The 20,829-nt window shown below is 61.0% G+C and carries 13 protein-coding genes; 1 reads left to right on the forward strand and 12 read right to left on the reverse strand.

What is annotated here, in order from left to right; translation table 11 throughout:
• Nucleotides 1-42: 42 nt before the first annotated feature.
• From N2A41_RS21795 to N2A41_RS21850, 12 genes are all read right to left on the reverse strand, one after another.
• Nucleotides 43-8,562: a GH36-type glycosyl hydrolase domain-containing protein gene (locus N2A41_RS21795; RefSeq protein WP_260109696.1), complete on the reverse strand. Its 8,520-nt coding sequence runs from the start codon at nt 8,560-8,562 to the stop codon at nt 43-45.
• 629 nt (nt 8,563-9,191) lie between these two features.
• Nucleotides 9,192-9,356, reverse strand: coding sequence for a hypothetical protein (locus N2A41_RS21800; protein WP_017966088.1), 165 nt, complete (start codon nt 9,354-9,356; stop codon nt 9,192-9,194).
• Between the two features lie 127 nt (nt 9,357-9,483).
• A complete protein-coding gene (locus tag N2A41_RS21805; RefSeq protein ID WP_222384373.1) occupies nt 9,484-9,672 on the reverse strand; it encodes a hypothetical protein in 189 nt (62 codons plus the stop codon).
• A 162-nt stretch (nt 9,673-9,834) separates the two neighbouring features.
• Nucleotides 9,835-10,584, reverse strand: coding sequence for an ABC transporter ATP-binding protein (locus tag N2A41_RS21810; RefSeq protein WP_170277792.1), 750 nt, complete (start codon nt 10,582-10,584; stop codon nt 9,835-9,837).
• Nucleotides 10,581-11,414, reverse strand: a complete 834-nt coding sequence (locus tag N2A41_RS21815; RefSeq protein WP_170260798.1) for an ABC transporter ATP-binding protein — start codon at nt 11,412-11,414, stop codon at nt 10,581-10,583. Before N2A41_RS21815 ends, N2A41_RS21810 begins: the two co-directional genes overlap by 4 nt.
• Nucleotides 11,411-12,346 carry an ABC transporter permease gene (locus tag N2A41_RS21820; RefSeq protein ID WP_260109697.1) on the reverse strand — a complete coding sequence of 312 codons (936 nt, stop codon included), beginning with the start codon at nt 12,344-12,346 and terminating at the stop codon, nt 11,411-11,413. Before N2A41_RS21820 ends, N2A41_RS21815 begins: the two co-directional genes overlap by 4 nt.
• Complete coding sequence (locus tag N2A41_RS21825) at nt 12,343-13,410, reverse strand: ABC transporter permease (protein ID WP_260109698.1); 1,068 nt, start codon at nt 13,408-13,410, stop codon at nt 12,343-12,345. Before N2A41_RS21825 ends, N2A41_RS21820 begins: the two co-directional genes overlap by 4 nt.
• An 18-nt stretch (nt 13,411-13,428) precedes the next feature.
• Nucleotides 13,429-15,072 carry an ABC transporter substrate-binding protein gene (locus tag N2A41_RS21830; protein WP_260109699.1) on the reverse strand — a complete coding sequence of 548 codons (1,644 nt, stop codon included), beginning with the start codon at nt 15,070-15,072 and terminating at the stop codon, nt 13,429-13,431.
• A 43-nt stretch (nt 15,073-15,115) separates the two neighbouring features.
• Nucleotides 15,116-16,174 (reverse strand): dipeptidase, encoded by a 1,059-nt coding sequence (locus tag N2A41_RS21835; RefSeq protein ID WP_260109700.1) that lies wholly within the window; start codon nt 16,172-16,174, stop codon nt 15,116-15,118.
• Between the two features lie 176 nt (nt 16,175-16,350).
• Nucleotides 16,351-17,376 carry an ABC transporter permease gene (locus N2A41_RS21840; protein WP_162115016.1) on the reverse strand — a complete coding sequence of 342 codons (1,026 nt, stop codon included), beginning with the start codon at nt 17,374-17,376 and terminating at the stop codon, nt 16,351-16,353.
• A gap of 36 nt (nt 17,377-17,412) precedes the next feature.
• A complete protein-coding gene (locus tag N2A41_RS21845) occupies nt 17,413-18,954 on the reverse strand; it encodes a sugar ABC transporter ATP-binding protein (protein ID WP_260109701.1) in 1,542 nt (513 codons plus the stop codon).
• Nucleotides 18,955-19,023: 69 nt separating this feature from the next.
• A complete protein-coding gene (locus N2A41_RS21850; protein WP_017966078.1) occupies nt 19,024-19,953 on the reverse strand; it encodes a sugar ABC transporter substrate-binding protein in 930 nt (309 codons plus the stop codon).
• 373 nt (nt 19,954-20,326) lie between these two features.
• Between N2A41_RS21850 and N2A41_RS21855 the strand changes: the two genes are divergently transcribed.
• Entirely contained in the window at nt 20,327-20,824 is a 498-nt protein-coding gene (locus tag N2A41_RS21855) for a DUF1993 domain-containing protein (RefSeq protein WP_170279964.1), read from the forward strand.
• The last annotated feature ends 5 nt before the right edge of the window (nt 20,825-20,829 follow it).

Genomic DNA, 20,829 nt, shown 5'->3' on the forward strand with positions numbered 1-20,829 from the left:
GGCCGTCGCGAATCGCCGTGTTTTTCAGCGTGGAGAACGCTGTTATCCGAGCGGATATCCCTCTTCGGGATCGGTGACTTCGCAGCCGTTTATCGACAGAGTGTAGCCGCTGTCATTGGACGCTTTTGAGACCGAAATGCGGTATTTGCCGCCGCCTTGCTCCACCTCTGCCGCAAAACCGTCCCATTCCGAAGGGAGCGACGGGCGCACGTAGAGCCGGCCGTCTTTCAGCCGAATACCGAGGATGCCCTCGACGGCGGCGCGGTAGAGCCAGCCGGCTGACCCGGTATACCAGGTCCAGCCGCCGCGCGACTTATAAGGCTCGTTTCCGTAGACGTCGGCCGCCACGACATAGGGTTCGACGCGGTATTGCTCCGCTGAAGCCTTGTCGAGCGCGTGGGTGATCGGGTTGAGGATCTGGAAGCAGCGGAAGGCATCGTCGCCCCGCTTCAGCTCCGCCAGCGCCATCACGACCCAGGTCGCTGCATGGGTATATTGCCCGCCGTTTTCGCGCACACCCGGCGGATAGGCCTTGATATAGCCGGGATCCCTGGCGGAATTGACGAAAGGCGGCGTGAACAGCCGGATGATGCGGGCATCCTCGTCGACCAGCTGATCGAGCACCGCATCCATCGCCGTGACGGCGCGGGCCGGATCGCCCTCGCCGGACAGCACGCTCCAGGACTGCGCGATCGAATCGATCCGGCATTCGGGGCTTTCCCTGGAGCCGAGCAGCGCACCGTCGTCGAACGTGCCGCGGCGATAGTAGCCGCCATCCCAGGCCGCAGTTTCCAGCGCCTTCTTCAGTTCGGTGAGATGCGCCGACCAGCGCTCTGCACGGGCCGTGTCGCCGCGCTGCTCGGCATAGGGAACGAAGGAGCGCAATGCCCCCGCCAGGAACCAGCCGAGCCAAACGCTGGTGCCGCGGCCGCCGATGCCGACGCGGTTCATGCCATCGTTCCAGTCGCCGCCAAGAAATAGCGGCAGGCCGTTAGCCCCCTTGCGAGCGATGGCGAGATCGAGCGCCAACGCCGCGTGTTCGTAGACGCTTGCCTTGTCCTCGGAAATCTCCGGCTTGTAGAACGAGTCGTGCTGGCCTTCGAGCAGTGCCGGCCCTTCCAGGAAGGCGATCTCCTCGTCGAGGACGTTTTTGTCGCCGGTGACGTTGCAATAGTGATGGATCGCGTAAGCGAGCCAGACGACGTCGTCCGAAATCAGCGTGCGCACGCCCGCACCCGTTCCCGGCAGCCACCAATGTTGCACGTCGCCTTCGCGGAACTGGCGCGAAGCGGCATTCAGGATCTGCCGGCGGGCAAGCGAGGGTTCGTGCAGCACGAAGGCCAGCGTGTCCTGCAGCTGATCGCGGAAGCCGAAGGCGCCGCTTGCCTGGTAGAAGGCGGTGCGGGCCATGATGCGGCAGCCGAGACTCTGATAAGGCAGCCAGGTATTGACGAGATTGTTCATCCCGCGATCTGGCGTCGATATCTGCAGCCTGCCGGTGAAGTCCCGCCAGAAGGCGCGGTTCGCCTCGACCGTCTCGTCGAACGAAGCCTTGCGGATATCGGCGATGACAGTGCGCGCTTCTTCTTCCGTCGGCGTATCGCCGAGGAAGAAGGTGAAGTCGCGCTCCTCGCCGGCGCCAAGTTCGATGTCGATCGCAAGCGCCGCGGCCGGATCACCATCGAGTTCGGTCGCGCCGGAAAGAGCGGCGGCGGAGATGACGGACTGCGGCGCCTGGATCGTTCCCGCCTTGCCGATGAATTCGCGCCGGCTTGCCGAGAAGCTCGAAAGCGTCTCGCTCGCCGCGAAGAAGGCGGTGCGGTTGGAAAAATCGATGCTGTAGGGATTGGTGGCAAACAGCGCCCCCGTCTCCTCGTCATGCTGCGACAGGATGAAAGGCACCGTGCGTGCAGGATTGCTGCCGAGGACCCATTCGACATAACCGTAGAGACGCAGCTTACGGGTGGCCGAACCGGTATTACGCAGGCGCAGGCGTTGCAGTTTCACCGGCTTTTCGCGATCGACCGTCTGCGTCAACTCGAGTGCGATCTCGTGCTGAACGCTGGATAAGACGGAATAGCCGAGCCCGTGGCGGGCTTCGAAACGGATGTCCGGCCGGCGGGAAAGCGCTGCGAACGGCGTCATGACGGCACCGCTGTCGAGATCGGTGAGATAGAACGCCTCGCCCGAACGGTTGACCACGGCATCGTTCGACCAGGAGGTCAGTTGATAGTCGCGCGAATTGACGCTCCAGGTGAATCCGGCGCCCTCGGCCGACACGTGGAAGCCGAAGCTGTCGTTGGAAATGACATTGATCCAGGGCTGCGGCGTCGCATGACCTCCGGGCAGGCGAACGACATACTCACGCCCATCTCGGGCAAAGCCGCCGATGCCGTTCCAGAAGTCGAGATCGCCTTCCTCCTCGATGACGACGGCGGGCACGACAGGCGCTGGCACAGGGGCAACACGCTTGACGGGGGGCTTGTTGCGCTCGGCCCGTTCGATCTCCTGCAGTTCCTCCTTGGAGGGTGCAAACAGCGCCACGGCGCGGTTGATCTGGTCGACCACCTTGCCGTTCTTGGTATGCAGCGTGACACGCGAAGCCGCGATCAGCGCGTGATAGGTGCTCTCCTCCATCAGGTCCTTGCGAACCGCAAAGATATGCTGGCGCAATCCGTCGGCCTGGCCGATGCGACGGACGTTCTCGCACATGGCGTCGAGTGCATGCTGCATGTCCTGCGCATAGGAGGAGGCGCGTTCGTTCATGATGACGAGATCGGCGGTGACGCCGCGCGAGCGCAGATATTCCTGCGCCAGCAGCGCCTCGCGGGCGATCTCGAGATCCATGTCGTCGTTGATGCGCAGCGTGAAGATCGGGAAGTCGCCGGAGATTGCCAGCGGCCACAGCGCCGATTGCGACTGCAAGCCGGCCTCGACGGTCGCCTCGTCCTTGCGCAGTTGCATATCGGGATAGACGAGATAGCGTCCGAGATGCTGGAAGGCCGCCGCCTGCTGCGAGGTGACGCCGACATGGCGCATCTGCACCTGCGTGCGTGTCCAGGCCTGAACGAGCTCGTGGGTGAAGGCGTCGGGATGACGGTAGCGATTGACCGCCTTGTCGACTTCGTCGCGGCTCGGCGCCGCAATCGTCCAAAAGATCACGCTGACTTTCTTGCCGGCCGGCACGCGGACGGTGCGACGCAGCGACATCACCGGATCGAGCACGAAACCATCGCTGCCGGAAAGCGTGGCACCCGGATCGAAGGCGGCCGCATCGGCAAGGCTGCGGCCACGGCCGATGAACTTACGCCGGTCAGTCTCGAATTCGGTATGGCGGGTGTCGCCGGCATTGTCGACGATCAGATGTGCGATGCTGATGTTCGGCTCGTTCGGGTCGCGCTTGTTGCGTTCGGCGCGGATGACGTCGCCGCGCTTGCCGATCTCGGTCTTGACGAACATGCGGGCGAACGCCGGATGCGCATTGTCGGTGTCGTCGGAAGTGATCACCGGTTCGAGATAGGAGGTGACCTCGATGAACCGGTCCTCCGTGCCCATGTTCAGCAGGGTGACGCGTCGGGCCTCGGCATCATGCTCGGTCGCGATGATGCATTCCACCTCGCTTGTGAGGTCACCGACCGTCTTGGTGAACTGCGCCTTCTCGTCGGCAAATTCGACCTTGATTTTTTCGCCTTCGACACCCTTCGGCTCAGATGTCGTCGACCACCATTCGTTGGTGGCGGTATCGCGCAGGAAGATGAAGCTGCCCCAGCGGTCTTCGGTCGGATCGGCTTTCCAGCGGGAAACGGAAAGGCCGTTCCAGCGGGAATAACCGGCACCGGTCGCCGTCAGCATCAGCGAATAATGACCGTTCGACAGGAACACGAGCTCGCGGTCGCGCGATGCCGGATCGCTGATTTTCCTGAGCTCCGGCCGCAGGAGATCGTCCTGGATGCTGGCCGGCGTGTCGGATTCATGCTTGCCGCTCATGACGGGAATGTCGCGCGGCGCCTTTTCCTGCAGCAGCAGCTCCGCTGCCTCGATGACGGGATCGGAGTGGAAGAGCTCGCGCAGATGACCGTTGAAGGCGACGTTGGCCACCGCCGCGATCGACATGCCGTGATGGTGGGCATAATAATTGTAGACCACCGCGCATTTCTTGCCTTCCGGCACGCGCGTCGGCGTGAAGTCGACGGCGTCGTGGAAACCGAACTTGCCGAGCGCCCCGACCTTGCGCAGCCTCTGCAGGTTTTCGAGCGCGGCCGGCGGGTCGTACTGGCTGGCAAGCAACGATGCATAAGGCGCGATGACGGCATTGTGGCCGAGGCCGCGCTTCAGGCCGAGCGTCGGCACGCCGAAATTCGTGTACTGATAATTGAGGTTGTGGTCGCGGGCATTGAAGGCTGCCTCCGAAATGCCCCAGGGAATGCCGAGCTTGCGGGCGTAGTTCATCTGTTCGACGACGACCAGATTGTTGGTCTGGTTGAGAATACCCCCGCCGCGCTCCTGCATGACGAGCGGCGGCATCAGATATTCGAACATCGAGCCGGACCAGGAGACCAGCGCACCGCGCGACCCCACAGGTACGACCTGGCGGCCGAGGCGATACCAGTGTTCCGTCGGCAGATCACCCTTGGCGATGCCGAAGAGGCTGGTCAGGCGGCATTCCGAGGCGAGAAGGTCGTAGCAGGCCTGGTCGAGTTCGCCGCTTTCGACGCGGTAGCCGATCGACAGCAGGCGCCGCTCCGGCCGGAACAGGAAGCCGAAATCCATCGAGAAGGCAAGATCGCGGGCCTTGTCGCGCAGCGCCACCAGGCGCGGCCTCAGCGCATCGACTTTGGAAAGATCGAAGGTGCTGTCGGAAATATGCGCCTCGCAGACCTTCACCAGCGATGCCGCCCACAGGGTGACCTCTTCGCTCTGCTTCGACTTGACCTCATGGTCGAGATTGGCGGCGAGTTTCTCGATGTCGCGCGCGAGAACGGCGAGGTTGATGATGCGGATCGAGGCGAATTCGTGCTCGCGCTTGACGGCGGCAAGCGCGTTCTGGAAGCCGACGATGCGCTCCTCCAGGCGCCGGCGCAGCGGGCGCACGGTCTTGCGGTCATCGGGCAGGTCCGCCAGCACTTCGCCGAGAATGCCGGCCGTGTCGCCGACGCCGTCGAGATTGCCCTGCATATGGGCGGACGGCGCCTCCGCCCAGTTGCGACAGGCCGACGAAATCGCGATCAGATGACCGGCGAGATTGCCGCTGTCGACGGCCGAGACATAACGGGGCCCAAGCGTCTGCAGCGTATCGGTGTGGTACCAATTGAACAAATGGCCGCGGAATTTCTCCATTTTGTCGATCGTCGCGATCGTCTGCTCCAGCCGCTCGAGCGTCTCCTCGAAGGAGAACCAGCCGAAATGCCGGCCGGAAACGACGGAAAGCAGATAGACGCCGATATTGGTCGGCGAGGTGCGCGCCGCAACGATCACATGCGGCGTTTCCTGGATATTGTCCGGCGGCAGATAATTCTGCTCGGCCGTCGTGAAGGTTTCGAAATAGCGCCAGGTGCGCCGGGCGATCTTGCGCAGTTCGCTCGACACCGAATCGGCAACTTCGAGCCGATCCTCGGTCTCTGCCGACTGGCTGACATACCAGGCCACCACCGGCGAAAACATCCACAGCAGCGCGAAGGGAATGCCGACGAGGAAGGCGCTGTTGCCGGGAAGGGCTGCAAAACCGAGCGCCAGCAGCGCCAACGCCGGCGCATGCCACATCGCCTTGTAGTAGGAAATCAACGTGCCCTGGCCGCCGGCCTGAACGCTGGCGGCGGTCCGCCACTGCAGCATCAGCTTGCGGCTGACGAAGAGGCGATAGAGTGAACGGCCGATTGCATCCGCCATCATGCAAGCCGAATCGGCGATGAAGACGATACGCAACGCAACCTGCGCATTGGCGGCCGTGATATCGGACCAGACCGTATAGAGATGGGCGCGGGCGATGATATCGCTGGTGCGCGGGATGATGCCGTTGATGAGCGACAGCGTCGGCGCAACGAAGAGGCAGAAGATCAGCAGAATCTGCCAGATGAGCGCGCCGAGCGGACCCATGAAATACCAGCCGAGCACGGAGGCGAAGAACCAGGCGATCGGCGTCAGCGAACGGCGCAGATTGTCGAACATCTTCCAGCGGCCGAGTGCCGTGACGCCGTATTTCGGATTGAACATGTAGGGGAGAAGCTGCCAGTCGCCGCGCGCCCAGCGATGCTGGCGCGAGGTTTCTACCTCGTAGCGGATCGGGAAATCCTCGACCAGTTCGAGATCGGTGACGAGCGCGCAACGCGCCATTGAGCCTTCGAGAAGATCGTGGCTGAGCACGGAGTTCTCGTCGATCCGTCCCTTCAGCGACGCTTCGAAGGCATCGACATGATAAAGGCCCTTGCCGGTGAATGTGCCTTCGCCGGCGAGATCCTGATAGACGTCGGAAACGGTGAAGACATAAGGATCGAGGCCGCGGTTGATCGAAAAGACGCGCTGGAAGACCGACGCGTCCTTGCCCGTCGTCAGCGACGGCGTGACCCGCGGCTGCAGTACGCCATAGCCGCTTTCGACGCGGCCGGTTTTCGGGTTGATGACCGGGCGGTTGATCGGATGATAGAGCTTGCCGACGAGCTTGGTGACGGCATCGCGCATCAGGCGCGTATCGGCATCGAGCGTCATGACATATTGCACCTTGGCCGGCACGGTATTGGCGCCCGGCAGATAGGTCGTGTCGCGGTCGCCGCGCAGAAGCATGTTCAGCTCGTGCAGCTTGCCGCGCTTGCGCTCCCAACCCATCCAGACGCCTTCCGAGGGATTATAGAGGCGACGGCGATGCAACAGATAGAAACGCGTCTTGCCATCATAGGCATAGCGGGCGGAGAGATTGGCGATCTCGCGCCTGGCATAATCGAGAACCTCGAGATCGGCGGGCGTTTCCTCGGCCTCACTATCCGGCCAATCGCTGAGCATTGCGAAATAGATCTCGCCACGCGGATTGGCGAGATAATGAACCTCGAGATTACGCACGTGGTCGTCGACGCTGTCGCGGTTCGAAATCAGGCAGGGCACGACGAGCAGCGTGCGCGCATCCTCCGGAATGCCTTCCTTGAACTCGTAGCCGACGAGGCGCGCCGGCGTCACGAAGAAGGACAGCACGGTGTTGAAGAGACCTGTCGCCCCCTCCGATGCCGGCACTGAGAACATGATCAGCAGCAGGGCGATTTCGAAAGCACCCATGCCGGCATTCGCCATGAATTTGCCGACAATCGCCATGGCGATGACCGTCAGCAGCATGACGGGCACGGCAATCGCCAGCCAGTTGAACCGGCGCACCGCACGCACGAAATATTGGATGGCCGTCGGGCGATAGTTCGCCCGCGCCTCGAGTTTCGGCCGCTGCGCGCCCGACAGGAAGCCACCGACATTCGGTTCATGCGGCTGCGGCTCGCCGGAGGCCTTGGCGGCATCGGTCATGTCGAGCGCCAGCTGGGCGATTTCCATTTCCGACAGCGGCGAGCGCTTGGCCAGCTTCTCGATCTGTTTGCGGTATTTGTTGCGCGAGCCGGAATCGAGGATGCCGTAATCCGAATGCTCCCAGAGGAGCTTGTCGACATGGCTGACCTGCTCGACCCAGACCGACCACTCGGCATCATCGATCTCGCGAAGGCTGCGGATGATGTTGCCCATCGTCACGTTGCCGGAAGAGAGTCGGCTGTGTTCGGCCGTCGTCGCCTCTTCGGTGTTGCGGCCGAGCTCTTCCAGCCGCTCGTCGAGCCAGGTGATCGCCAGGCTCGATGTCTGCGAACCGTCGCGCAAGCGATAGAGGAACTGCGTCGAGAAGGTATTGTCCTCGGCAAGCGGTTCCAGCGTCTTCAGATAGGCGGCCGCCGCGGCTGGGTCGGTCAGGCGCACCAATTCGTCGGCCGCCTCGTTGGCGCGGCGGCGCAGGCGGCGGCTGGCTTCGACGCGGCTCGAAATACGGCGAAGGTTTTCCACGAGCACGTAGCGCACGAGGGAGGGCAACGCCCAGAGTTCACCGATCCTGAGCGTCTCGCTGGCCTGGAAGCCGTCGACCAGTGCCGTCAGACTTTCTTGCGAGATCGTGCTGTGGGTATGGGCGACGTAGAGCCAGGCAAGCACAAGGGTGCGCGGTACTTCGACGCCGCCGACGACCATGGTCGGCAATTCGCGATAGAAGCGGCGGGGGAAGTCGCGCCGCACCTCCTGGATCGCCTCTTCGACGATATAGTGATTATCCAGCAGCCATTCTGCCGCCGGCGTGATGGTATCGCCGGCCTCGACATCGGTCGCCGTGGTCCTGTAGACGCGCAGGATTTCCTTCTGGTTTTCCTTATGACGCGCAAAGAAATCGAAGGGGGCGAAAGCCGGCAGCTTGTCGACGCCGTTGCGGGCGACCGCATCGCCCATCGCCTTGATGTCCTCGATGGAAAGATAGGTCGAGCGGATCGAATCGTTATGATCGATCTGCTTCGTCTCGGGTTCGCGCGAAAGGCTCGGAGAAAGATTTGAAATAGACATGGGTTCGGTTCTGGATCCAAACGAAGTTATGGCTGTTTTGCTCGGCCTTTTGCACTGCTTATCATGACTGTTACATGAACGGAGCCCTATTCTTCAAAGATCGATGAAGCCGGGGTGAACGACACTTGGCAAGCGATGCAAACGGGTTAAGCCCTGGTCAGGACACGGCCCGACGGGTGATCGAGACCATCGATAACCTCTCCGCGAAAGCCATGTCGAAAATTTGGACATCCTTGGGAAAATTCAAGTCGGGAGGCATTCCCCGCCGCCCAGCGAGCTTGTCTGGGTGCCGGCACCTGGTTCCGGCAATGCAAGAGCTGTTCGATTCCAGAAAAACGAAAGACGCATGGATTGCCTCACCATGCTGGCGGCAGTCTGGGCGGCCGGCCCACGCCGTTTGCGCTCGAGATCAAGGCCTTCGTGGGACGCTTCAGATGGCGTAAAAAATAGAGAAGAACGATGATGGGGGGATCGGAATGCCGATCAACCATAACAAAATGGCTCTGGTGACCACTCTCCTTTTGACATTTGAGTGCCAGGAGAATGCCGAGACAAATTGAATGGTCCGGAATTCAATAGAGGCGGAAACCTCCGCAGCGCCGGCATCTGCCGACGCTTCATCCGCCGGATTACCCGACGACGCCGCAAACCATAGCGACCACGAACAGGAACGCCGCGGTGAAGATCGCGCCATGGAGCACCGTCTGAAGCCTGTGGCGCTTGGTGAGCGGCTTCTTGGTCGGTACGGAACCATACTGGTTCACGTGAGCATGCGAAATACCCAGATCTGCCATATGTCGCCTCCGTTGTTCTCGTGCGGCCGGTTGTGCGGCTCGCGTTTATATTCGTATTTTCTCTATCAAGTAGGTAGAGATAAATTTCCGTCCAGAGCGAGCGGAAGAGAAAATTCAACCAGCCCTTTTAGCAGAGCGTGCGCCATGCCCAGATCAACGAGCGCTCGACGGCGTTCTCGTTCTGCGACGGGTTGGAGGAACTGTCGATCAGCCGACGGTCCTTTTCCGAGGGAATGGATGCCGAAATCTGTTCCTGGCGATCGGCTCTCACAGGAGGATCGAGGTAACCCATGGTCATCCCACCGAGAAAGAACATGCCTCAACCTCCATCGATCACGAAAGCTAACAAACGTTAACGGGATCATGACAGAAGCAAGGCAGCTGTCAATAGTCTAGCTGAATGGTCGTCTTTTAGGGAAGCATTATCCTTAACACCGCCGCCGGTCTTTTCTTTTCAACGGCTTCAAAAGATTGACTTTCAGGCTTTGACGAAACCCTTGCTCGCGATCATCAAATTTCTCGTATAGTCCTCGTGAACCGCGCCTTGCGCCAGTTCCTGCGAGCTCAGCCGCTCGACGACGGCGCCGTTGCGCATTACCGCGAGCCGTTCGCACATATGGGTGACGACACCGAGATCATGGCTCACCATCACGAAGGTGAGCTTGCGGTCGCGTCGGATCTCTTCCAGCAGGTTCAGCACCTCGGCCTGCACCGAGGCGTCGAGCGCCGATGTCGGCTCGTCGAGCAGCAGGATCGACGGTTCGACGATCAGCGCCCGGGCGATCGCCACGCGCTGGCGCTGGCCGCCGGAGAGCTGGTGCGGGTAGCGGAAGCGGAAACCATTGCCGAGGCCGACCTCGTCAAGCGCTCGGGCAATGCGCTTCTCGCCGTCGGCGATGCCGTGGATGGCAAGCGGTTCGAGCAGAAGCCGGTCGATCGTCTGGCGCGGATGCAGCGAACCATAAGGATCCTGGAAGACCATTTGTACGCGCCGGTAGAAGACTTTGCTGCGTTTCGAACCTTTCAGCGGCTCGCCATCGATGTTGATCGCGCCGCTGCTCACCGGCGCAAGTCCGGCAACGGCCCGCAACAAGGTCGATTTTCCCGAGCCGGATTCGCCGACAAGACCAAAGGATTCGCCGCGTTCGACGGCGATGCTGACATCCTTCAATGCATGAAAATGGTCGTAAACGACGCTCAGATCGTCGATCTCGAGAGCTGCGCTCATGCCGCCCACTCCGGCTTGCGGTCGAGCACCGGCAGCGGGTGGCGGTTCGCGCCGATCTCGGGCATGCAGTTCAGCAGCCCCTGCGTATAGGGATGCCGCGCATGTTTGAGATCGGCGGCCGCCAGCTCCTCGACGATCTTGCCGGCATACATGACGATGACACGGTCGCAGAAGGAGGAAACCAGCCTCAGATCGTGGGAGACGAAGATCAGCCCCATGCCGCGCTCGGACACCAGCTTGTCCATGATCCTCAGCACGTCGAGCTGCACCGTCACGTCGAGCGCCGAGGTCGGCTCGTCGGCAATCAGCAGCTCAGGCCCGGCAATCAGCATCATGGCGATCATCGCACGCTGCCCCATGCCGCCCGAAACCTCGTGCGGATGCAGGTCGAAGACACGTTTCGGGTCACGGATCTGCACCGCTTCCAGCATGGCGAGCGCGCGCTCGCGCGCTTCCGCCTTGCCGACCTTCTCATGCGTGCGCAGCGTTTCGCAGATCTGCCGTCCGATCGACATGACGGGATCGAGCGAATATTTCGGATCCTGCAGGATCATGGCGATGCGCTTGCCGCGCAGCCTGCGCCTTTCGCCGGCAGACGCATTGATCAGATCGATGCCGTTGAAATCAAGCCTGTCGGCCGTGACGATGCCGTGTTTCGGCGTCAGGCCCATGATTGCCCGGCCGGTCTGCGACTTGCCGGAACCGGATTCACCGACGATGCCGAGTCGTTCCTTGCCGAGTGTGAAGGAGACGCCGCGCACGGCCTCGATCACGCCGGTGCGCGTGGGGTAGCTGACCTTGAGCTTGTCCACCGTCAGAAGTGTTGTCATTGGCCGCTCTCCTTGGGATCGAGCGCGTCGCGCAGGCCGTCGCCGAGGAGATTGAAGCCGAGGCTGACGATGAGGATGGCGATGCCGGGCATCGCCGCGACCCACCATTGATCGAGGATGAAACGCCGTCCCGAGGCAATCATCGCACCCCATTCCGGCAGCGGCGGCTGCGCCCCCAGACCGAGGAAACCGAGACCGGCCGCCGTCAGGATGATGCCCGCCATGTCGAGCGTCACACGCACGATCAGCGAGGAAATACAGAGCGGCATCACATGGCGCACGACAATGCGAAGCGGCGAGGCTCCCATCAGCTTCACCGCCGAAATATAGTCGGAACGCCGGACCGTCAGCGTCTCGGCGCGCGCGATACGGGCATAGGGCGGCCAGGAGGTGATCGCAATCGCGATGATCGCATTCTGGATGCCGGGCCCGAGCGCCGCGACGAAGGCGAGCGCCAGCACCAGCTTCGGAAAGGCGAGGAAGATATCGGTAATCCGCATCAGCGTCGCATCCACCCAGCCTCCGGCATAACCGGAGACGGTTCCGACGATCAGCCCGATCGGCGCCGAGATGACGGCGACGAGCGCGACGACGAGCAGCGTCAATCGCGATCCGTAGATCAGCCGCGAATAGATATCGCGGCCCTGGTCATCCGAACCGAGCCAGAATTCCCCCAAGCCGGGCGGCAGCAGGCGGGCATTGCGCAGATCGCCGACCACCGGATTATGCGTGGCGAGCACATCGGCAAAGGCGGCGATGAAAAGCAGCGCCACGATGATCAGCAGGCCGACGACGGCGAGCCTGTTGGCCGTGAACTGCCGCCATGTGACATAGGCACGGCCGAGGCGGGCCTGCAGGCGCGATTGCGGCCGGTCGGAAAGCAGCCATTCGCGGCGGCTCATCGCAGGAGATGGGCTGGCATTGGCCGTCATCGGTTTCGCGTCCTCGGGTCGAGCGTCCGGTAGAGAAGATCGGACAGAAGGTTGATACCGATGAAGATCGTACCGATGACGATCGTGCCGCCAAGAACGGCGTTCATGTCGGCGTTCTGCAGCGAATTGGTGATGTAGAGCCCGATGCCCGGCCAGGAAAAGACCGTCTCGGTCAGCACCGATCCTTCGAGCAGGCCGGCATAGGAAAGCGCGATCACGGTAACGAGCGGCACGGCGGCATTGCGCAGCGCATGGCCCCAGATCACCCGTGTTTCCGAAAGCCCCTTGGCGCGCACGGCGACGATATATTCCTGCGAAAGCTCGTTCAGCATGAAGCTGCGCGTCATCCGGCTGATATAGGCGAGCGAGAAATAGCCGAGCAGGGATGCAGGCAAGATGATGTGGCGGAACACGTCGTAGAAGACATCCCACTGCCCCTGCCAGGCGCTGTCGAAGAGGTACAAGCCGGTGATCGGCGTGAAGGTGTATTCGAAGACGATATCGATCCGGCCTGGAAAGGCCACCCAGCGCAGTTGCGCATAAAAGATGACGAGCGAAATCAGCGCCAACCAGAAGATCGGCACCGAATAACCGACAAGGCCGATGACGCGCACGACCTGGTCGGCGATGCTGCCGCGACGCACCGCCGCGAGAACCCCGAGCGGCACGCCGACGAAAGCGCCGATGAGCGTTCCGAGCGTCGCGAGTTCGATTGTCGCCGGCAAGACACGGCGGATATCGACCATGACGGGATTGGTGGTCAGGACCGAATTACCGAATTCGCCCGAAAGAACGCCTTTGATATAGATGAAGAACTGCTGATAGAGCGGTAGATTGAAGCCCATTTCCTGTCGCACGCGTTCGACAACATGGGTGGGCGCGCGGTCGCCGAGGATGGCGAGCACGGGATCGATCGGCACGACGCGGCCGATGAAGAAGGTGACGGCCAGCAGGCCGAGATAGGTGGTGGCGGCGGCGAAGAGGAACCGCCCGGCCGCCTTGGCGAAGGCGCTGGCACGGCCCTTTCGGGGTCGCGCCGCCTGGGTTGCTTCGATGATGCTCAAGCGACTAGCCCTGCCGGATCATTCCTTGGCGATCGGACCGACGAAATTGGTGTCAAAGCTCGGACCCAGCTTGAAGTCCTTCAGATTCTTGCGATATCCGGCCACTTCCGTCTGCTGAAAGATGATGACGAAGGGGCTGTTGGCGAGAAATTTCTTCTGGATGTCCTCGTACATGGCAGCGCGCTTCGCAGCGTCGCGTTCAAGCAGCGCAGCTTTGGTTTGTTTGTCGAGCTCAGGTGCTTCCCAGGTATTGCGCCATGCCAGCGTCTTCACAGTGCCGGCATCCGAATTGTCAGGATTGCTTGTAAAGGTATCGGCATTCGAATTCGGGTCGAAATAGTCCGAGCCCCAATTGCCGATATAGATATCGTGAGTACGGGCACGATATTTGGTCAGCGTCTGTTTGCCATCTCCAGGGATAATCTCCAGCTTGATACCTGCCTGCGCCAGCGTCTGCTGCATGGATTCGGCGATACCGGTCACCGGCTGCGTGTTGCGCACGTCCATCGTCACCGAGAAGCCGTCCGGGACCCCGGCCTTGGCCAGTAGCTCCTTGGCCTTGGCGACATCGAGTTTGTAGGGGTTTTCATCAAGCGCGCCGAGTTGGCCCGTGGGCAAGAAGGTCTGGTGGATCTCGCCGATGCCTTTGATCAGGGTCTCACCGATCGCATCATAGTCGACTAGATATTTGAAAGCCTCCTGGACTTCCGGCTTCTTCAGGTTCTCGTTCTTATTGTTCAGACTGACGTAGTAAATCGTGCCCTTCGGCGCGCTTGTGGTCGTCAGATCCGCGTTCTTGGAAGCGGCGTCGATGTCACCCGGCTCGAGATTGCGGGCGATGTCAATGTCCCCGGCTTCGAGCGCCAGCCGCTGAGCTGAGCTCTCCTTCATGTAGCGATAGATGACGCGATTGAGCTTCGGCTTGTCACCGTAATAATTGTCGTTGCGCTCCAGCACGACGACTTCGTTTGCCCGCCATTCGCGCAGTTTGAACGCGCCGGAGCCGGCATAGCCGGTCTTCAGCCATTCGTTACCGAAATCATTATCGTATTTGTGGTCCGCATCCGTCGTCACCGCCTTCACATGATCCAGCACCAGCTTCTTGTCGACGACGGAAGCGACCGTTGCTGTCAGGCAGTTCAGCACGAAGCTCGGCGCATAGGCCTTGTCGACCGTGAAGACGAATGTATTGGCGTCAGCCGCTTTCGCCTTTTCGGCAATATTGTCGCCGGTCAGGCCAAACTGGGTAAGGATAAAGGCCGGGCTCTTGTCGAGCTTGACGGCGCGCTCAAAGGACCAGGCGACGTCTTCGGCGGTGATTGGATTACCCGAGGCGAATTTGAGGCCTGGTTTCAGCTTGAAAGTATAGGTGAGGCCGTCATCTGAGACGTTCCAGCTCTCCGCCAGATCACCCTTAACCTTGGATGTGTCGTTGAGGTCGAGGCGAACGAGAAGGCTATAGCTGTTGCTGGTGATCTCCGCCGTGGAAAGTTCGAAAGCCTCGCCCGGATCCATCGTGATGATGTCGTCGATGGCAAGGCCCTCGACCAGCGTATCCTTGGGCGTCTCGGCAAAGGCCGAGGGTGCGGTCGCCATCAGGAGCGAAAGAGCGGCTCCTGCCGAGAGCATGCGGACATTGCGGCTGAGCTTGGTGATCATCATGGTCTGTTCCCCTGTATTGTTTGAATACAAACGTTTTATAGGCCTAGGCGCGGTCCTCCCGCCAAGCTTGTGCCAGAATGCGAAGCCAGTTGTCACGAGCGAGTTTCGTCAACTCTGCCTCACCATAACCAACCTCCCTGAGAGCGGCAATCAGCTTCTGATTGCCGGCGGCATCACCGATTTCCTCAGGAATGGTGGCCCCGTCGAAGTCCGATCCGAGCGCCACGCAGTCGATGCCGATGCGGTTCACGAGATAGTCGATATGGCGGATCATGTCGGCAAGCGGCGTATCGCTGTCCGAGCGGCCGTCGGCACGCAGCATGGCGGTCGCATAATTGACACCGACGACACCGCGGCTTTCGCGGATCGCATCGAGCTGCCTGTCCGTCAGATTGCGCGCGACCGGCGTCAGGGCGTGGGCATTGGAATGGCTGGCGACCAGCGGCTGGTCCGTCGTCTTCGCCACGTCCCAGAAACCGTTCTCGGTGATATGGGCGAGGTCGATCAGGACGCCGAGGCGATTGCATTCCCTGACCAGCGCGAAGCCGGCAGCGGTGAGGCCCGGCGCCGTGTCCGGCGACATCGGGAAGGCGAAGGGCACCCCGTGACCGAAGACATTGTGCCGGCTCCAGACCGGCCCGAGCGACCGCAGCCCCGCCGCGTAGAATACCTCGAGCGCCGAAAGATCGGCGCCGATCGCCTCGCAGCCTTCCATATGCATGACGGCGGCGAAAATGTTATCCGCCATGGCGCCGCGGATATCCTTCACCGTCCGGCAAAGCCGCCAGGCGCCGGCCTGATCGAGGCGCAGCGCGATCGCCGCCATTTCATTGGCGATGGCAAGGGAAGGCAGCGGATCAAGAGGGGCCGCCATCGGCGTGATATAGCGACCGCTGGCATCCGGATCGGCGAAGACGAGATCGCCTGAGGGAATGTAGATGGCGCAAAGACCGCCCGAAAGACCGCCCTCTCTGGCCCGACGCGCATCGATATGGCCGACCGTCGTGCCGTCTACGAATTCCGCGATCGGGTCACTGCCGTCTTTTGAATGTGTCCAGAGTCGAAGGAGAACGTCGTTGTGACCGTCAAATACGAATTGCATCTGTCTTCCTGCGCTGCCCACTGCCTAATTCCTTAAATCGGAATCGATTGGAGGGCGAATGAAGCGGCAGAATAGAAAAGCTGACGGAATTCGCCACTTCTTTTTTAGAAATTCGTCAGCACTGAAAACGAAACGGGGGCCGAAGCCCCCGCAAAAAAACCATCGCATGCCGGAGATCAGTGCTTGCGACGTTTCTTCTGTCTGTAGACGTCGATGACAACAGCCGCGATGATGATGAGACCCTTGACGATCTCCTGGTAATAGGCGTCGATCCTGAGGAAGGTGAAGCCGGAGGTCATGACGCCGAGAATGATGGTGCCGATGACGGTGCCGGTGATGCGCCCGACGCCGCCGGTGAGCGAGGTGCCGCCGATGACGGTTGCGGCGATCGCGTCGAGTTCATATCCGACACCCATGCTGGCCTGTGCGGTTTCCGCACGCGCCGCCGTGACGATACCGGCAAGGCCGGCAAGCAATCCGGCAATCACATAGACCTTGACGAGATGCGCCTCGATGTTGATGCCGGAAACACGTGCAGCCTGCGGGTTCGCGCCAATGGCATAGGTGAATTTTCCATAACGGGTATAGCGCAGCGCAATATGAAAGATCAGCGCGACGACCAGGAAGACGACAACCGGCCAGGCTTTCGTTCCGATGAAATGAAACTGTTCGGTGATCCCGGAAACCGGCTGTCCCTTCGTATACCACTTCGCCACGCCTCTGGCCGAAACGAACATGCCCAGAGTTGCAATGAACGGCGGGATCTTCGTGTAGGCGATGAGGGCGCCGTTCGCGAGACCTGCCGTCGCCCCAATCAGCAGACCGACGATAATCGGCACGAAGGCCGGCAGGTCGGTCAGCGAGGGAAAAACCGCTCGTCCCCAGGTCGAGGACTGGGCGAAGCTTGTTGCGATCATCGCCGTCATGCCGACGACCGAACCCGACGAAAGATCGATGCCGCCGGTGATGATGACCTGCGTGACGCCGACGGCGATGATGCCGATGACGGAGACCTGCAGGATCATGATCGTCAGACGCTGCGAATTCATCAGGAAGCTTTGGCCGATGAACATCCAGCCGAGCACTTCGTAGATGAGTGCGATGCCGACGAGCACGAGGAAAATGCTGAGCTCCGTCGGTATGCGCCGCCGCCTTTGCCGGGTTGCGAGCGGAGCCGCGCCCTCTGCTGCCTTGGTAGTCATGTCAAACCTCCCTTTGGGGCAATCGCCGTCAGCGCATCACTGCGCCGCCAGCTCCATCACCTTGATCTGCGTTGCTTCGTCGCGATTGAGGAAACCGGTCACGCGTCCTTCGTGCATGACCATGATGCGGTCGCTCATCCCGAGAACTTCGGGCATCTCGGACGAGATCATCACCACCGCCACGCCGTTTCGCGCCATCTCCGTGACCAGCCGGTGGATTTCCGCCTTGGCGCCGACATCGATGCCGCGCGTCGGCTCGTCGAGAATGAGGATGCGCGGATCGGTGAGCAGCCAGCGCCCGATCAGCACCTTCTGCTGATTGCCGCCCGAAAGATTTTCCACCCGCTCGTAAAGATTGGGCGTTTTCACGCGCAGCTTTTTTGCCATGTCTTCGCAGGTTGCCTCGACTGCGCCCTGCTGCACGAAGCCGCCCTTGACGTATTTGTCCTGCAGAACGGCGATCTGCATGTTCTCGAGAATATCGAGGATCAGCAGGCAGCCGGTATCTTTCCGGTCTTCGGTCAGGAACGCCATCCGATTGCGGATGGCCTCGGTCGGCGAAGAAATGGTCACCGGCTTGCCGTAGAGCTCGATCGAGCCGGAGCTTGCCGGCGTCACCCCGAACAGCGTTTCGGCGACATTCGACCGACCGGATCCGACGAGGCCGGCGATGCCGAGGATTTCGCCGGCTCTCACTTCGAAGGAGACGTTGGTGAAGACGCCCTTGAGACAAAGATCCTTGACGGAGAGCACGACCTCGCCGATCGGCACCTCTTCCTTGGGAAACATCTGGGTGATCTCGCGCCCGACCATCATGCGAATGATGTCGTCGCGGGTGACGTCGGTCGAGGCATGCGTGCCGATATATCGGCCGTCGCGGAAGACGGAGAACTCATCGGCGATCTCGAAAAGCTCGTTCATCTTATGGGTGATGTAGACGATGCCGATGCCCTGGGCCCTGAGATCGCGGATAATACGGAAAAGATGCTCGACCTCGCGCTCCGTCAGCGCCGAAGTCGGCTCGTCCATGATCAGCACGTCGGAATTGTAGGAAACCGCTTTGGCGATCTCGACCATCTGCCGGTTGGCGACCGACAGGAACCGGACCTCGATATCGGGATCGATTGATATATTGAGCCGAGTAAACAATTCCTCGGTCATGCGGTGCATCACGCCGTGATCGATGAAGCCGAAGCGGTTCTTCGGTTCCCGGCGAATCCAGATATTTTCGGCGACCGTCATGAACGGCATCAGGTTGAGTTCCTGATGGATCATGGCAATGCCGTTTTCCAGTGCGTCGAGTGGAGATTTCAGCTGGATCTCGATCCCTTTCAGGCGAATATCGCCCTTGTCGGGCGTATAGATGCCGGCGAGGATCTTCATCAACGTCGATTTGCCGGCGCCGTTTTCGCCCATCAACGCATGCACGGAGGCGCGCTTCAGCCGGAACTGCACGTCGTCAAGTGCGACGACCCCAGGAAATTCCTTGCGGACACCCTCGGCGCTCAAGAGATATTCCGCATTCGGGACGGCGCCGCTTGCACGAACGGCGGCCATGGTTGTCGGGCTGACGGCCATATCATCTCCTCCAGATACGGGTAGGCGAAAAGGATGCGGGCAAAGCCCGCATCCTGCTTGGCATTCGTCTCAGTTCTTGGTGACGAAGTCCTTGACGTTGGCAGGCGTCACGAGCTGGAAGGGAATGTAGACCTTCTTGTCGATCTTTTCGCCCTTGGCGAGCTTGAGCGCTGCATCGAGAGAGCCCTTGCCTTGGCCGGCGGCATCCTGGAACACCGTGACGTCGAGATCACCGGCCTGCATGGCGGCAAGCGCGTCCTGCGTGGCGTCGACACCGCCGACGACAACCTTGCTCATATCCTTGCCGGCTGCCTTCAGCGCCTGGAGGGCGCCGATGGCCATTTCGTCGTTGTTGGAGATCACGGCGTCGAATTCGATACCGCTGGAGAGCCAGTTGGTCATCAGGTCGGCGCCCTGGGTGCGGTCCCAGTTGGCCGTCTGCTCCTCGACGATCTCCAGGCCCTTGCATTCATCCGACTTGATGACGTCGTGAACGTCCTGGGTCCGCATGCGTGCAGCCTGGTTGGAAAGCTCGCCCATGATGACGACGGCCTTGCCCTTGCCGCCGAGAATGCGGCAGATTTCCTTGGTTTCCAGCGTGCCGGATTCCTGCTCGTTGGATGCAACGAAAGCCTGCTTCTCCGGCAGCGTGTCGACGTTGACCGGCTGGCGGTTGACGTAAACCAGCGGAATGCCGGCATCGGCCGCGAGCTTCGACATTGCCGTGGTCGCATCGGTATCGACAGGGTTGACGATGATTGCATCGACCTTGGAGGCGATGAAATTCTGGATCTGGCTCTGCTGCTTGGAAACGTCGTTCTGTGCGTCTTCGACCTGCAGCGTCACGCCGCTCAGTGTCTTTGCATAATCGGTCATGCCATTGCGCAGCACGGTCAGGAAATTGTCGTCGAATTTTGCCATCGAGACGCCGACCGTTTCTGCGTGAGCGGCCGTCGACATGACGAGCGCCATCGCAGTGCCCAGGATAAACTTTTTCATTTTCACTTCCTCCACAAAGCGGTGCCCGGCTGCACCCTCCTCACGCCGGAGCTCCAGGCATTTGCTCTGAAGCCGCAATTCCCCTGCGCCACCTCTCCCGCGGCGCTCCGCAAAACGGAACAAACAAACCGTCAAATCTGTTCTGCGGAATATTCATTCCATTTTCTGGGAACGGCGTCAAGTATCTTTAGCGACGACGAGATATGGATCAGGGCGCAATGCCATGCGGGCGTCACGACCGCACCGCATTCCTGTGTTGTCAAAGACCAGGCGAGCATCCATCTATGGGATGGGTCGAAGACAGGCTCACGGCCGCAAGCGCTTCGACCGCTCACCGCGGCCTGATCATTTTAAGATTTTGGAGACAGGACAAATGTCCATTTCGATGTATCGCCTTACCGTTCCGATGTTCCAGCGCGGCCTCGCCAGCCTGAAAACCTACCTCGACAAGGCCGAAGCCTATGCGAAGGAAAAGAATATCGATCCGGCTATATTGATCGCCGCTCGCCTCGCGCCCGACATGCTGCCGCTCTCCGGCCAGTATCAGCGCGCCAGCGACACCGCCAAATTTGCGCTCGCCCGCCTGACGGCGACCGATGCCCCGAAGTTCGAGGACAACGAAACGACATTCGACGACCTGCGTGAGCGTCTGGCAAAGACCGACGCCTATCTCGCCGGTTTCTCGGTGGAAGCATTGGAAGGCACAGAAACCCGCCAGATTACCCTGCCGGGAAAGAGTGGGATTGTGCTGCCAGGTGACGAATACATCGCCACCTTCGCCCTGCCGAACTTCTATTTCCACGTCGCGACGGCCCACGCCATCCTGCGCAACCAGGGTGCGCCGATCGGCAAGCGCGATTATCTCGGCTAAGTGAT

This window comes from Rhizobium sp. SRDI969 (assembly GCF_025152725.1).
GTDB lineage: Bacteria > Pseudomonadota > Alphaproteobacteria > Rhizobiales > Rhizobiaceae > Rhizobium > Rhizobium leguminosarum_I.

Bases quoted from the DNA above. Each gene is read 5' to 3' on its own strand.
- N2A41_RS21845 (WP_260109701.1), bottom strand. From the start codon at position 18,954: ATGGCCGTCAGCCCGACAACCATGGCCGCCGTTCGTGCAAGCGGCGCC.
- N2A41_RS21855 (WP_170279964.1), top strand. From the start codon at position 20,327: ATGTCCATTTCGATGTATCGCCTTACCGTTCCGATGTTCCAGCGCGGC.
- N2A41_RS21815 (WP_170260798.1), bottom strand. From the start codon at position 11,414: ATGACAACACTTCTGACGGTGGACAAGCTCAAGGTCAGCTACCCCACG.
- N2A41_RS21795 (WP_260109696.1), bottom strand. From the start codon at position 8,562: ATGTCTATTTCAAATCTTTCTCCGAGCCTTTCGCGCGAACCCGAGACG.
- N2A41_RS21840 (WP_162115016.1), bottom strand. From the start codon at position 17,376: ATGACTACCAAGGCAGCAGAGGGCGCGGCTCCGCTCGCAACCCGGCAA.
- N2A41_RS21805 (WP_222384373.1), bottom strand. From the start codon at position 9,672: ATGTTCTTTCTCGGTGGGATGACCATGGGTTACCTCGATCCTCCTGTG.
- N2A41_RS21830 (WP_260109699.1), bottom strand. From the start codon at position 15,072: ATGATGATCACCAAGCTCAGCCGCAATGTCCGCATGCTCTCGGCAGGA.
- N2A41_RS21810 (WP_170277792.1), bottom strand. From the start codon at position 10,584: ATGAGCGCAGCTCTCGAGATCGACGATCTGAGCGTCGTTTACGACCAT.
- N2A41_RS21835 (WP_260109700.1), bottom strand. From the start codon at position 16,174: ATGCAATTCGTATTTGACGGTCACAACGACGTTCTCCTTCGACTCTGG.
- N2A41_RS21850 (WP_017966078.1), bottom strand. From the start codon at position 19,953: ATGAAAAAGTTTATCCTGGGCACTGCGATGGCGCTCGTCATGTCGACG.
- N2A41_RS21820 (WP_260109697.1), bottom strand. From the start codon at position 12,346: ATGACGGCCAATGCCAGCCCATCTCCTGCGATGAGCCGCCGCGAATGG.
- N2A41_RS21800 (WP_017966088.1), bottom strand. From the start codon at position 9,356: ATGGCAGATCTGGGTATTTCGCATGCTCACGTGAACCAGTATGGTTCC.